The 15,417-nt window shown below is 64.2% G+C and carries 3 protein-coding genes; all 3 read right to left on the minus strand.

Annotation, left to right across the window (positions count from 1 at the left end; translation table 11 throughout):
• Nucleotides 1-5: 5 nt before the first annotated feature.
• Genes ACYZTS_RS18060 through ACYZTS_RS18070 form a run of 3 tightly spaced genes read right to left on the minus strand, consistent with a single transcriptional unit; the run spans nucleotide 6 to nucleotide 15,376 of the window.
• Nucleotides 6-2,168, minus strand: a complete 2,163-nt coding sequence (locus ACYZTS_RS18060; protein WP_461990947.1) for a type I secretion system permease/ATPase — start codon at nucleotides 2,166-2,168, stop codon at nucleotides 6-8.
• Nucleotides 2,165-3,607 carry a TolC family outer membrane protein gene (locus tag ACYZTS_RS18065; RefSeq protein ID WP_461990949.1) on the minus strand — a complete coding sequence of 481 codons (1,443 nt, stop codon included), beginning with the start codon at nucleotides 3,605-3,607 and terminating at the stop codon, nucleotides 2,165-2,167. Before ACYZTS_RS18065 ends, ACYZTS_RS18060 begins: the two co-directional genes overlap by 4 nt.
• A 45-nt stretch (nucleotides 3,608-3,652) precedes the next feature.
• Nucleotides 3,653-15,376: a BapA/Bap/LapF family large adhesin gene (locus ACYZTS_RS18070; protein WP_461990951.1), complete on the minus strand. Its 11,724-nt coding sequence runs from the start codon at nucleotides 15,374-15,376 to the stop codon at nucleotides 3,653-3,655.
• Nucleotides 15,377-15,417 lie beyond the last annotated feature (41 nt).

Consider the following 15,417-nt stretch of genomic DNA (forward strand, 5'->3'; position numbering starts at 1 on the left):
CGATTTCATACTGCCGCTCCCTTGCCAGGCGCACGCAAGCGGGCGAGGGCCGCGTCACGGTGGTCGTCGATGACGATGCGCCCGTTATCCAGCACGATAATCCGCTCCACCAGTTGCAGCACGCTGAGCCGGTGCGTTGCGACCACCAGGGTTCGGCCCTGAGCCCAGCTCGCCAGTTTCTCCAGCAGCAAACGTTCGGTAACGTCATCGAGCGCGGCAGTCGGCTCGTCCAGCAACAACACTTGTGGCTGGCGGATCAACAGCCGCGACAGCAGCAGGCTCTGACGCTGACCGCCGGACAGGCCAAGACCTCCTTCGAGTATCAGATGGTCCATGCCTTTGGGTAACTGGCGGACAAAGTCGAGAGCGCCAGTTACAGTCAGCGCCGCGATGATTTCCTGATCGCTCGCTTGGCCCGCGCCGAGGGTGATGTTGTCGCGCAACGTGCCGTGGAACAGCCGCGCCTGCTGTGACAGCAGGCCGACATCGCGTCGCAGGTCGGCGGGGTCGAGGTGCGCCAGTGATATGCCGTCCAGCGTGGTTTCACCGCTACTCAGATCCATCGCGCCGCCCAGCGCCTGGAGCAGCGTCGACTTGCCGGCACCGTTGCGGCCGAGCAGGGCAATGCGTTCGCCGGGCTGAATCTTCAGGTCGATGCCGGTGAGCGCCGGTGAGGATTCCTCGCTGTAGCGGAAACCGGCCTGGCGCATCCGGTAGTCACCGCGAATTGCCGGCAGGTGCACGCGCTGACTGCCTTCGGGATGATCCACCGGCATTTGCATGATCCGGTTCAAGCCTTCGAGCGCGACCTTGGCCTGTTGCCAGCGGGTGAGCACGTGGGTCAGTTGCGCCATCGGCCCCATCATGCGCGACGACAAAATCGAGGCCGCAACCAGGCTGCCGGTGGTCAGGTCTGCGGCAATCACCATCGGTGCGCCGAACACGATGACCACCGCAAAAACCCCGCCTTGCACGTTCTGCGTCCAGGCCACCAGGCTGTTGGTCAAGGTGCGCAAGCGCAGGCTGCTATCAGCCGAGGCGGCGTTGTACTGATTCCATTGTTGCTGGAAACGTTGCTCGGCCTGCAGCGCTTTGATGTCGTCCAGGCCTTGCACGCTTTCGACGAGCATGGCATTGCGCAGGGCGGCTTCGCGCATCGACGCATTGGCAAATTTTGCCAGCCGCGGTTGCGCAACGATCCCTGGCAACAGCATCAGCACCAGCGCCACCAAGGGGATCAGCACCAGCGGGCCACCGATCAGATAAAACACCAGCAGGAACAGTAGAAAAAACGGCATGTCGGCCAGCGCTGTGGCAGTGCTCGAGGTGATCAGGTCGCGAATCTGCTCCAGCTCGCGCAACTGAGAGATAAATGAGCCAGTGGATTTCGGCCTGGCTGAATTGCGCAGGCGCAGGGCATGACCGAACACCAGGTCGGAGACGCGCAGGTCGGCGCGCTTGCCTAGCACATCGGTGATGCGCAGACGCAGGATGCGCATCACGAAATCGAACAGCAGGGCGAGCATCACGCCGCCGAACAGTACGTAGAGCGTGGGCAACGACTCGGCCGGGATCACCCGGTCATACACCTGCATGGAGAACAGTACCCCGGCCATGCCGAGCAGGTTCGCCACCAACGAGGCGAGCATGACCTGGCTGTAGGGCCGCAGGTCGGTCAGGACGATGCGCCGAAACCAGTGCTCGTCGTACGGTTTGATGTAGTCGTTGGTGCGAACGTCCGCCACGGGTTGCGTCGGTCGCAGGATCAGCGTGCGCACGGCCTGCTCGGCGAGAACCGCGGCGTCCACGCGGCTCTGCAAGCCTTGATCGCCGCTGAAACATACGCCGAGCTCGCCCGTCTCACCGATACTCTCGATGACGCCGACCTGGCCATCGCGCAGTTGAACTACCACAGGCGTACGCCAGCGGCTCAGGCTCTTGGTATCGAACACCGCGAACTTCACGCTCAGTCCGGCCTGGCGGGCCATGTGCCGGACGACTGCTTCGAGGCGGCCCTCGCTGTGCACCGAGGCCAGACGCACGCTCTCCGGGGAAATGTCCAGGCGATAGTGCCGCGCGACGTTGAGCACCGCTTCGAGCCACGGCGAATAATCTTCTCGAGCCTCGGCAGTCGCGGGCTCGGAGGTGAGGACGCTGGCATCGGTCATGGCAGTATCTCGACATTCTGGATGGCGCTGTGGTCAATACCGAAGACCCGGCGCATCGCACCGCTGTTGTAGAAGCAGTCGATCTGCAGACGTTGCAGTTCGGCCTGGGTATTGACCAGGTCGAAGCGCGACTGGTGGATTTCCTGCTCGGCGTTGAGCAAATCAAGCAACGGGCGGGTGCCCAGTTCCAGGTACTGGCGGCCATACAATTGGCGAGCCTCGGTGATGCTGGTCTGGCGGTATTCCAGCGAGCGCAGGCGACGATTCAGCCCGGAGGTCTGCGCCTGGGCTTCGCTGAGACCCTGGCGCGCCTGCAGTCGCGCAAAATCTTCGGCCGAATCCGCGGCAGTCAGCGCATGACCGGCCGCGCGGCTCCGGGCGCTGATGGCGCCGCCCTGATAGATCGGGATTTCAAGGTTGAGGAAGATCCCGACCTGGGTGCGATCCGCCGCCGGATTCTGGTCGTCATAGTTATCGTCCAGGTATTGATTGAGCGACGGTTGCAGCGACAGCGTGGGATAGGCCTCAGCCTTGGCCTGCGCCAGTTCGGCTTGCGCCTGGGTGCGTTGCGCGGCGGCTTGCAAGACGGCGGGCAGGGCATCGGACACTTGCGAAGCATCGCAGGCCTGACTCAGCGTCGGCGCGACCGTTTCACCGACGGCGGGTGGCGTGCGGCGACCGAGCAGGCTGGTCAGGGTCGCCTGCCAGCGCGCGTACTGCGCCTTGAATTCTTGCAACGTGGCCATCGCGCCTTCTGCTCGGGACTGCGCCTGAACCACATCGGAGCGGGTGCTGGCGCCCATGTCATTGCGCTGCTTTGCCAGGTCGACGATGCCGCCGATGCCCTGGATTTGCGCACGCGCGATGTCCAGCAGACGCTGATAGCGCTGCACCTCGATGTAGGCCCGCGAGGTGTCACGGGCAATGTCGTCGATTGCCAGCAAAATGCCGGCCTGGCTGCGGGCTACCCGGGCGCGGGAAGCGTCCACGGCGCTGGAGACCTTGCCGAAGTCGTAGAGCATCTGCTTGAGCGAAATGCTCACCGACTGGCTGCCGGCATCGCTCCCGTATCCGCTGGTGTAGCCGCCCTTGATGCCGCCGGAGACTTGCGGGTAGTAGCCTGATTCGGCCACATTCACACCTTCGCCCTGTTGCAAAAGGGTGCCGATGGCCTCGCCGATGCGGGGGTGCCAATCCACTGCCAGCCTGACCGCTTGTTCCAGCCCCAGACTTTGAGCGGCGGCGTCGTCAGACTCGCGCTGTATAGGGGCAGGGCGCGGGCCGCCGGCATTTGGCATTGGCGATTGCAGTTGCGTCGGGCTGATGCTGCGCAAGCTGTTGTCGAGATTGTCGTCGGCGCGGGCGCCGACGATTAAGGAGGGGTACAAGCCGATGGACAACAGGATCACCGGCCATTTTTTGCGTAAAACTGACTCCACAGGCTTCCCTTACTGTTGAGAGACGGTCATTGCCGATGTCGCGTTTCAAACCACCTGAATGCTGTTCTGCACCCACAAATGGTGGCTCGGGTCCTCCTGCGCTGTGTATTGGAGATAGTCGATGCCGTCGGCCTGTTGCATGCCGCCAGCTGTCCAGCCATCAGTCATGTGTACGCTGTCGTTGCTGTCCCCCTTGATCATCAGCGTGTTGTTGTCGCTGGACGTTATGGCCATCAGATCGCTGAGATTCAGCGTCAGCGATACCGCGCTGGAATGGTTGAGGTCGAGTACTTCGATGTTGTGAATCCGGCTCAGCAGATCGCCCAGGTCGATGGCCACGTCGCCGCCGGCCCAGAGCAATGTGTCGGTGTCGGTGCCACCGTCGACCGACGTGAACTGCTGATCGGTGATGATCAGCGTGTCGTCTCCGGCCCCGCCTTGCAGCGAAACCGCGCCGCCTTGCGAACCGTCCAGCGTGTCGTTACCCTCGGTTCCCTGAATCAATTCGCTGCCGACGGACTGTGCGAACACACTTTCATCGCTTGCCAGCGAGAAGGCCGTGCTGGCGAAAGCGCCGGCATGGTTCAGGTCGATGGTCAGCGTTGCCGTATCGACAGTGCCGTTCGGGTGCGTCAGTTGATAGCTGAACACGTCTTCCTGACCAATGACCGCGTCGGTCAGTCCGGGCTTGAGCGTGTAGGTGTAGTTGCCATTGGCCTGGACCAGCAACGAACCGTACGTGCCAACCAGCGTTATGCCGTTGTAGCCCGGCGCCACATAACTCCCCGCGACCAGCACGCTCAGCAACGTATAGACCGAGCCCAACACGTCGGCGCCGCCCCCCACGGTGTCGGTGAGCAGATTGCCCGACACCGGCGTGTAGCTGCCGGCCACAAACTGATTGGTGTAGGTCGCCACGTTGATCAGGCTGGTATTGACCGTGCTGAGCAGGCCGAGGCCGCCCACTGAAACCCTGACTTGATAGTTGCCCGATGTCTGATCGTCGAAGGTGATCCCGTATTTGCCGCCGCCCAGATTCAGCAGCGCACCGCCGCCATAGCTCTTGACCAGCACATACTGGCTGGTGGCGGTGTTGAATTTGTACAGGCCCACCGTCATTGAACCCAACAAGCTCAGCAGGTTGCTCGAATTGACCACAACGGTCAGGTCGCTGACGGTATCGGTCGCCACGCTGGTGTTGTAGTTGCCGCTGCCGCCGCCGAGCAACACGTTGAAGCTGCCGAGGTTGGAGTTGGTGGTCACTTCGCGGTTGACCAGTGTGATATCGGTCGAGGCGACGTCCGCAGTGGCGTCCACGACCAGCGCTGGGCTGCCCAGGTTTGCGTCATTCCAGACTTCGGTGGCTTGCGGGCTGTCGATGCGCACGTACAGATTGGCGGTGTCACTCAAGCCGTTCGGGTGCACCAGCTGATAGCTGAAGACGTCGACCTTGCCGACACTGGTGACACTGCCGTTCGGTGTGTAACTGTAGTTGCCGCTCGCATCGATGGTCAGCGTACCGTACAGCCCCTGCACAGTGGTGCCAGCCCCGGCACCGACATACGCACCGTTTTTCATGACCTGCAATTGCGCGCCGTTATCCGGTCCGGTCTGGTCAACCGTGCCGTCGACGCCCACGTTGGTGATGACGTTGCCGATAACCGCCGGCCCCGCAATGGCGTTGAACTGCGTCAGGCTGCTGACGTCCAGTTGCAGCTGCGTATTGACCGTGGTCAGCACGCTGATACCGGTGCTCGACACCGTCAGCCGGTACTCGCCCGCCAGCAGATTATCGATGTCCACCCGCACGCCCTGGCCGGCAAGGCCAACCAGGTCAACCAGCCCGCCGCTGCCGTTGACGTCCAGCGTAATCCATTCGCCGTTGGCGTTTTTCACTTGAAGCGTATAGACCACGCCATCGATCAGCGAAATCAGGCTGCTGGTGGTCAGTGTCAACGTCGGATCGAGACGCGCTCCGCTGGCAACGGCGAAGGTGAAGGTTTTCGAAAATCCGGACAGCAGCGTCGTGAACGAGTCGTTGAACGTCTGCGACGCAGTGGCCGGAGCCAGGGTGACGGTGCCGATGGCCAGGTTATCGTTGGCGACAACCGGCGCGTTTACGTCGACATCCGGCGCCGTGACGCTGGCGGCGACCGAGACGTTACCGCGGCTGTCGCTCAGGTTGACGGTCAGGTTTTCTCCATTGATCTGTGGGCTGTTCAGGACAACGGTAAACAGCCCGGCGCCATTCGCGGTACCAGTACCCAGAACGGTACCGCCGGCGGATTTGATCGTGACGATTGCACCGGGCTCACCGCTACCACTGACGGTCAGGCCGTCGGCGCCGACCAGCAGCGCCGTGGCAGCAGCGGGTGGCGTGAGGTCTGGCGCGGTAGCGGTCGCCACCACCGAAACGTTCCCGCTCGGGTCCGCCTGAGTCACGCTGAGCACTTGGCTATTGATTTGTGCCGACGCCAGCACCACGGAGAAGCTGCCATTGGCGGCGACGGTGGCGGTGCCCAACAGCGTACCGCCAGCGTCACGCACGCTGATCGTCGAGCCGGGAATGCCAGCGCCAGTGACCAACGTGCCGCTGCCGTTGACGCTGACGCCGGTCGGGGCGCCGGGCGCGGTAATGTCCGCAGCGGCCAGACTGGCGTTGGGCGAAAGGTTTCCGGCCGGGTCGACCAGTCGCACGGTCAACAGTTGTCCATCCAGTTGCGCGGCATTGAGGTCAACACTGAAGGTGCCGCCACCGCCCACGATCGCGGTGCCCAGCAAAGCGCCGCCCCCGCCATAGACATTGACCGTGGCACCCGGTTCGCCGACACCGCTCAAGGTCAGGCCATTAGCAGCCAAAGCCAATCCGCTCGGCGCGACCGGGGCCTGGACATCATTCGCCGTAAGGTTGAATACCGCAGACAGATTGCCCGCCGGGTCGGATTGTACGACGTTCAGCTGTTGGCCGTTCAGCTGTGCACTGGACAGTTGAACGGTGAAGGTGCCACCGCCATTGACCACGGCGGTGCCCAACACAGTACCGACAGCGTTGGTCACGGTGACGGTTGCGCCGGCTTCGCCCGTGCCGCTGACAGCCAGCCCCGCGCTGTTCAGGGTCACATTGCTCAGCGGTGTCGGTGGCGTTGTATCGGCGACGCTCAGGTTGGTCGACGGCGAAATATTCCCCGCGGCGTCACTTTGCCTGACGCTCAGGAGTTGCCCATTGAGTTGCGCGGAAGACAAAGTCACCGAGAACGTGCCGTCGCCGGCGACGGTGGCGGTGCCCAAAATCGTGCCACCCGCGCCGCGCACGCTGACCGTGGCTCCGGCTTCACCGAGCCCGCCCAGCACCAGGCCTGCACCGGTCAGCGCCAGCGCCGTCGGTGCCGCCGGGGCGGTAATGTCTGGCGCCGTCACGTTGAGGGTGGACGACGTATTGCCGGCGCCATCGGTTTGAGCGGCGTTGAGAATCTGACCGTTCGCTTGCGGTGCATTGAGCGGCGCGCTGAAGGTTCCATTGGCGCCCACGACCGCAGTGCCCAGAACGGCGCCGCCTGCGGTCGAAATGGTGACCGTGGCGCCGATTTCGCCGCGCCCGCTGACCAGTGTGCCGGTGGCGTTGACAGCCAGATCGCCGAGCGACGAGGGCGGCGTCGTATCGGCGGCGAGGATTTCGGTAGGTAGCGACGCGCCGCCCAGCGCGGTGTTGGCGGTAATTTCCAGGCTCTGTCCATTGGTTTGCGGCGGCGTCAGCACCACACTGAACGTACCGTCGGCTCCCGTAAGACCTGTGCCGATCAGGCTGGCATCAACGCCGTAGACGTTGATGGTCGTGCCGATCGCGGCAGTGCCGGACAGCGTGACGCCATCAGGTGTGAGGGCGAGATTGCCGGGCGCATCCGGGGGCGGAACCGCCGGTACGGTCAGGCTGGCGTCAGCAGACACATTGGTGGCCACGTCAGTCTGGTTCACTGTCAGCACCTGGCCGGCAGTGATGCCCGCGTCCAGGGCAATCAGGAAGGTACCGTTGGCCGCCACCGTTGCGCTGCCAACGACATTGCCGAGCGCGTCGGTCACCTCGACACTGGCGCCGGCCTCGCCACGACCGGCCAGTTGAGTGAGGTCGGCACTGATTGTCAGGCTGCTGACGGCATCGGGGGCGGTAATATCAGGCGCAGGGTAAAGCAGCGCCGGCGACGCATTGCCGGCCGCGTCTGTCGCTATCACCGACAACAACTGGCCGTTGGCCTGGGCGGGGCTGAGCGTGACGGTGTAGGTACCGTCACCCGGCGTTACTGCTGTGCCCAGCAGTGTGCCGTTGGCCGACAACACCGTCACCGTGCTGCCCGCTTCGGCGGTCCCCGCAAGCAGGGTGCCTGCACCCGTCAACGATGTGACGGTCGGCGGCGTTGGTGCGGTGCTGTCCGGAGTCGCGACGAGTATTGGCTCGGACAGGTTATTGGCGGCGTCGGCCTGGACAACGGACAGTGTCCTGCCTTCAAGTTGTGCCGCCGACAGCGTCACGCTGAAACTGCCATCGGCTGCCACCGTCGCCGTGCCGAGTAAATCCGCGCCATCGCGCACCATGACCATCGCGCCGGCTTCACCGGTGCCGGTCACGGTCAAGCCGTTTTGACTGACGGTCAGGTTGGCGACTGGCAGCGGATCGGTGACGTCGGCCACTTGATACGGCAGTGTCGCTGAAGTGTTCGACGCCGTGTCCGTCTGATTCACGCTCAAGACCTGACCATTAAGCTGCGCTGTGCCAAGCGCTACGCTGAACGTGCCATCGGCCGCTACTGTCGCGCTACCGAGCAAGGTTCCGGCTGCGCTGGTGACGCGTACGGTGGCGCCGGCTTCACCGGTGCCCGTCAGCGTCAGCCCATCGGGACTGAGGGCGGTCACTGCGGGCAGTGCTGGTGCGGTGATATCCGGGGCGGTGACGGGCACAGCAGGGGAGGGATTGCCTGCCGCATCGCGTTGTACAACGGACAAAGCTTCGCCGTTGAGTTGTGGCTGCTCGAGGGTCACGCTGAAACTGCCATCGGCCGCGACGGTCCCGGTTCCGATGATAGTGCCCGCAGCATTGCTGACCAACACTCGTGCGCCGGGCTCACCGGAACCGCTGACGAAGCTGCCGCCTGCGTCGATGTCCACGTTACTCAAAGGTGCGGGAGGCGTGCTGTCGGGCGCCGCCAGCGTGGCGGCCGGCGACGTGTTGCCAGCCGCATCTTCGAGCACCACGAACAGCGATTCACCGTTGGTTTGCGCTGGGGTCAGGGTGATCCCGAAACGACCATCGATGCCGACCGTGCCGGTGCCCACGACCGTGCCATCGGCCAGCGTCACGTTGACGCTGGCGCCGACTTCGCCGCTGCCGGTGAGCAGGTCACCGTCAGCATCCAGTTGCAGCCCGATGGCCGTCGCTGGAGGCGTCAGGTCCGGTGCAGTGACCGTCACCGGCGTGCTGACGTTACCGGGCGGATCGGCCTGCTGAACACTGAGGATTTGCAAGTTGATCTGAGGCGGGTTGAGGGTCACGCTGAACGAGCCGTCGGCGAGTACGAGGCTGGTGCCGAGCAAGGTGCCATTGGCATCCTGGACCGTTACGGTTGCGCCAGGCTCGCCAGTACCTGTGACGAGCGCGCCCGATGCGTTGATGTTGACGTTGGCGAGCGGATCGGGGGGTGTGAAGTCCGGCGTCGTCAGGCTCACCGGTGGGGAATCGTTGCCAGCAGCGTCGGCCTGTACGATCGTCACCACTTCGGCGTTGGTCAGCGCTGGCGTCAACGTCAGGCTGAAGGTGCCGGTTGCGCTTACGGTGGCGGTACCGAGCACGTTGCCGTCACTGTCGATAACCCTGACCTGCGCGCCGGGTTCGCCGCGGCCGGTCAATGTCGCACCATCGCCGCCGATGGTCAGTTGCGAAACGGCGGTAGGCGCAGTGCTGTCGACAGCGGTGAACGGCGTCGCGACCGACGTGTTGCCCACCGCATCCGTCAAAGACACCGTGAGGGCCTGGCCGTTTGCTTGCGGCGTGGTCAGGTTGATTGCGAACGTGCCATCAATGCGCACGCTGCCGGTACCCACCAGCGCTCCAGCTGCGTTGAACACGTTGACCGTGGTGCCGGCCTCACCCACACCTGACAACACCGCACCGTTATTGCTGATCGACAGCGCGACAGGTGCATCGGGTGCTACCAGGTCTGGCGCGATCAGATTGACGCTGCCGGACTCATTGCCGGAGGCGTCCGCCTGGCTGAGGCTGAGTGTCTGGCCCGCGATTTGCGCCGGGCTGAGCGTAACGTTAAAGGTGCCGTTGGCGGCCACCAGTGCGCTGCCGAGGATGACCCCGCCACTGCCGAGCACGGTCACGGTGGCGCCCGCTTCACCGCGTCCGGTCAAGGTCGTGCCGTTGGGCGCCAGGTTCAGTTCGCTGAGCGGTGATGGTGCACTGATGTCGGTGGCGGTGTAGGCGGTGGGTGACGAATTGATGCCGGTGTTCGAAGTTGCCACGGCCGAGAGTTGCTCACCGTTGAGTTGAGCGGCACTGAGCGTGGCAGTGAAAGTGCCATCGCCCGTAACCAGCGCGGTGCCCAGCAACACGCCCGAGGCATTGCGAATGCTCACGGTGCTGCCAGCGCTTGCTGTGCCGGTTAACGTCAAGCCGTCCACGCTGAGCGCCAGATTGGTTGGCGCGCTTTCTGCCAGATTGCCCGGCGCGGTAATCGGTGCCGGCGGTGCGGTATTGCCAGCAGCATCGATCTGAACAACCGAGAGCGTCGCACCCGCTACTGCGGCCGGAGACAGTGTGAGGCTGAAGCTGCCATTGCTGCCGACGGTCGCGGTACCCACCAGATTGCCGCCGCCGTCGCGGACTTCCACGCTGGCGCCTGCTTCGCCTGTACCGGTCAATGTCGTGCCGTCGGTACTGATCGCCAGGTTGCTCGCGGCCGCCGGCGCGGTAGTGTCGGCGGCGCTGAACAGGGCCGGGGTTGATGGATTGCCTGCCGCGTCACTGGCCGTGACGTTCAACACCTGTCCATTGACCTGCGCACTGTTGAGCGTCAGTTGAAAGGTACCGTTGGCAGCCGCGGTCGTGCTGCCGAGCACGTTACCCTGGCTGTCGCGCACAGTCACGCTGCTGCCTGCTTCGGCGTTGCCAGCCAGTTGTAAGCCACCGGCATTAAGGGTCAATGCACTCGGAGCGGCCGGCGCAGTGAGATCCACCGATACCACCTCGATCGCTGTTGAAACATTGCCGGGCGGGTCTTCCTGGGTGACCGTCAGCACCTCGGCGTTTATCTGCGGTGAGCTCAAGGTGACGCTGAAAGCGCCGGCGCCGCTGACCAACGCCGTGCCAAGCACGGTGCCGTCGGCGCTGCGTACCGACACGGTGGCGCCCGGCTCGCCATGACCGGTCACCGTCACACCGTCCGCGTTCACTGCGACCTGGGTCAGTGCGGCTGGAGGGCTGATGTCGGGTGCATTGAGGCTGGTCGACGGCGAAACATTGCCCGCTGGGTCGGTCTGACTAATCGCCAAAGGCTCGCCATTGGTAGGCGCTGGCGCCAGGGTCACGCTAAATGAACCATCCTCGCCGACGACGGCGCTGCCCAGCAAGGTTGCGTTAGCGTCGGTGACATTCACCGTCGCACCGGCCTCACCGGTCCCGCTGAGTGTGGTGCCATCGGCGCTGATCAGCGTGTTCTGCACGGCTGCCGGGGGCTGACTGTCGGTGGTGTCCACGCCCGTAATGGGCGAGGCATTACCGGCTGCGTCCGTCAGTGTGACCTGCAAGCTTTCGCCGCTGTTCTGGGCGCTGGGCAGGGTGACCTGAAAATTGCCGCTTTGATCGACCACGCCAGTTGCCAGGACATTGCCGGCGGCATCGCGCACGGTAACCGTGCTACCCGCTTCGCCCTGGCCTTTGACCACGGTGCCGATGCCATTGATGGTGAGCCCGGTGGCCGCTGCTGGTGGCTGCAGATCCGCCGCGATAATGCTGGCAGGCTGTGACGCGTTACCGGCAGCGTCGCTCTGGATTGCGCTCAGCGCCTGGCCATTAAGCTGCGCTGGCGTCAGCGCCATGCTGAAGGTGCCATTGCTGGCGACCAGTGCCGTGCCCAGCAGCGTGCCGCTGCTGTCGGTCACGGTCACCGTGGCACCGGCTTCGCCTCGGCCGTTGAGCGCACTGCCATTGGCATTCAAGGCCAGGTTGGTCACTGCGTCCGGCGGCGTGCCATCGCCCGCCGTCAGGGTGCCAGGGACGGACACTTCACCGTTAGGATCGGTGGCGGTGACGTGCAGTACTTGTGCGTTAATCTGTTTCGCGTTCAGCAATAACGTGAAACGGCCGGAGCTGTTGATGAGCCCGGACCCGAGGACGTCGCCATTGCTGTTGGTCACGGTAACGGTGCAGCCGGGCGTGCCCGCGCCAGTCAAAATGAAACCGTCAGCGCTTAGCGCCAGATCGCTGGGCGTCGCTACCTGGGTCCCGTCGGGGCCTGCCAGCGGAACGGCCGGCGAATCGTTGCCGCCGCCGTCAGTGCTGATGACCTCCAGATTGCTGCCAATGCCGGCGGCAGGATCGAGTGTGACGACAAAACTGCCATCCGCACCTGCGACCGCGCTGCCGAGCACGCTGCCGCCGGCAATGCTGACGGTTACCGTGGTACCGGGCTCCGCAGTGCCGGACACTTGAGTACCGGTCGGGTCGATTACTAAATTGCTCACCGGCGCGGGAGGGGTGCTGTCCGGTGCGACGACACTGGCCGGCAGCGAACTGTTGGCGCCATCCGACGCCACCACCTGCAAGGCCTCGCCATTGCTCTGCGCGGTGTTGAGGGTGACGGTGAACGCGCCATTGCCATCAGCCGTTGCGCCGCCGAGAACATTGCCATCGACGTCCAGCACCTGAATCGTATTGCCGGGCTGAGTCGTGCCGGTCAGCGTGCTGCCCGCCGGGTCGATGACCAGACCGGTCGGTGCTGGCGGAGCCGTGATGTCAGGCGCGGTGACAGAAGTGGCCGGCGAGGGCAGAGCGCTCGCATCGGTTTGGGTGACGCTCAGCACCTGGCCGTCAAGCTGTGCCGGGCTCAGGTTGACGGTGAAACTGCCGTCGCTGGCGACCACCGCCGTGCCGAGTGCCGTGCCATCCGGCGCACTGACCGAAACCGTGCTGCCGGCTTGCCCGGTACCGGTCAACGTCACGCCATTACTGCCGAGCAGTACATTGCCAGGCGCCAGCGGTGCCGTGGTATCCGCCGCCGTCAACGGGGTAGAGGGGGAAACGTTTACGCCATCCGATTGGCTCACTTGCAATTGCTGGCCATCGTTCTGCGCACTGTTCAGCGTTACCGAGAATGCACCGCTGCCGTCCACGGTTGCCGTGCCCAGCGTATTGCCGGCCGAGTCCCTGACGGTCACTGTCGCGCCAGGCTCGCCTTGGCCGGTCAGCACCATGCCCGTTGGGTCAAGAGACAAACTCGACGGGGCGACAGGTGCCTGAATGTCGGGGGCCTGCACCGGCACCGCAGGGGACGCCGAGGTGGAGGCGTCAGTCTGCACGACGCTCAGGTCCTGGCCGTTGATTTGTGCCGGGGAAAGGTTGATTTCGAAACGGCCATTGCTGCCAGCGACGGCTGTTCCCAGGACCACGCCGCCTGCGTCCGTTACGGTAACGGTGGCGCCTGCCTGACCCGCACCGGTGACCACGGCACCGTTCGCCGAAATAGAAACGTCGGTTACTGCGATCGGTGTCGTCAGGTCGGGTGCCGTCACGATGGCTGGTGCGGACGGGTTGCCGGCAGCGTCGGTTTGAATGACTTGAAGCTGCTGCGCATCCGTTTGCGGCGTCGACAGGTTGACGCTGAAACGGCCATCGCCGCCGACCGTGCCGGTACCAATGATGTTGCCAGTCTGATCGCGCACTGTGACCGATGCGCCCACTTCACCTCTACCGGTCAGTGACTGCCCTTGGGCGTCGACCGCGAGTTCAGAGAGCGCCCCCGGCGCCTGAGTATCGGGCGTCACGAACGGCAGCGGGGCGGAGCTGTTGCCGACGCTGTCGCTCGCACTGATCAGCAACGTCTGGCCGTTGTTCTGTGGACTGCTCAGCAACACGCTGAACGTGCCATCCGCTGCGACCACTGCGGAGCCGAGCACGTTGCCGCTGCTGTCGCGGACCGTCACGGTCGTACCGGCAAGGCCGCTCCCGATCAACTGAGTGCCATCCACGCTCAAATTGATGGCGCTCGGCTGAGCGAGGCCGTCCGCATCGACCGCGATCACGGTGACCACCGGCGAAAGGTTACCAGCGGCGTCGGTAAGCTGGACATTGAGTCCTTCACCGTTGGTCTGGGCTGTGCTGAGTTGCACGATGAACGAGCCATCAGCCGCGACGAGGGCTGTGCCGAGCACGGTGCCTTGGGCATTCGTGACGCTCACTGTGCTGCCAGCTTCACCACGACCAGTGACCGAGAGTCCATCGCTGCTGATTGCCACGTCTGATGCGGCCCCGGGGCCGGTGATGTCCGGCGCACTGAAGGACACGGCGGGCGATTGTGCACCAAGGCTATCGACGGCGATCACGCCGATTACTTCGCCGTTTGTTTGCGGCGGGCTGAGCGTCACGGTGAATGTACCGTCGGCGCCCACCGTAGCGCGCCCGAGCAATTCGCCGTTGGCTGCGCGCACTTCCACCGTGGAGCCCGCCGTGGCGCTGCCGGTCAGTTGGCTGCCATCACTGCTCAAGCCCAGATTGGCGGGCGTCTGCAGTTCGGCAATGTCCGGTGCGCTTACGGTTACGGCAGACGACGAATTACCGGCCGCGTCGGTGGCATTCACGGTCAGCGGCTGACCGCCGGTTTGCGCAGGGCTGATCGTGACACTGAACGTGCCATCCGCTGCCACGACTGCGCTGCCCAGCAGTGTGCCATCGGCGGTGCGCACCTCAATGGTTGCGCCGGCCGCGCCGGTCCCGCCGAGCTGGGTGCCGTCGGGGCTGACGGTGATATCTGTCGGCGCTGTGGGTGCGGTCGTATCCGGAGCAGTGACCACTCCCGGAGTGGACATATTCCCCGAAACGTCGGTAAGCGTGACGCCGAGGGGCTGGCCATTGGTCTGCGCAGCGCTCAGGTCGACCTGGAAACGCCCGTCAGCACCAACGGTTCCTGTGCCCAGGACGTTACCCGCCGCGTCGCGCACCGCCACGATACTGCCGGCTTCGCCAAAGCCACTCAACACCCGGCCATCCGCCGACAATGTCAGCCCGGTTGCCGAAGCGGGAGGCGTCGCATCAGCGCCGCCGCCATCCCCGTTAGCGCCACCGCCACCGCCACCCGAGCCGGCTGCAGCAGCTGCACCGCCCGCACCCAGCAGGCCGAGCCCGGCGAGCGCCCACGCGGGCGTTGCGCCGTCAACCACACCAACGCCAGCGACCAGGTCGTCAAGCGAAGCAATTTCGTCAAAGGTAAAGCCGTCGAAAGGCTCGGCGTTGTAGCGCGCCTGCCACAACTTGGCATCATCGCCTTGAAACACGATGTCATTCGGGACGCCGTCTGGACTTGTGACGAAGAAATTGGTGATTTTGATCTGTTCGCCGCTTTTCAAATTGACGATCAAATCGAGCCCGCTACGGCTAGTTGACGCCAACTGATCCGGCCTGACAGGCATCTGTACAACGGAGGGCTGATTGAGCTGCACATTGCCCCAATTCTGGGCAGTGAGCTGGGAATTCGACTTATCGGCGATGACTATGTTGTCCATTACTACTCCCTGTTATGCAGAGTGGACGTCCTAGGTTTTAA

This window comes from Pseudomonas sp. TMB3-21 (assembly GCF_054898145.1).

What these genes read in the sequence shown, in the direction of transcription:
- ACYZTS_RS18060 (WP_461990947.1), bottom strand. Translation starts at nt 2,168, where the DNA reads ATGACCGATGCCAGCGTCCTCACCTCCGAGCCCGCGACTGCCGAGGCT.
- ACYZTS_RS18070 (WP_461990951.1), bottom strand. Translation starts at nt 15,376, where the DNA reads ATGGACAACATAGTCATCGCCGATAAGTCGAATTCCCAGCTCACTGCC.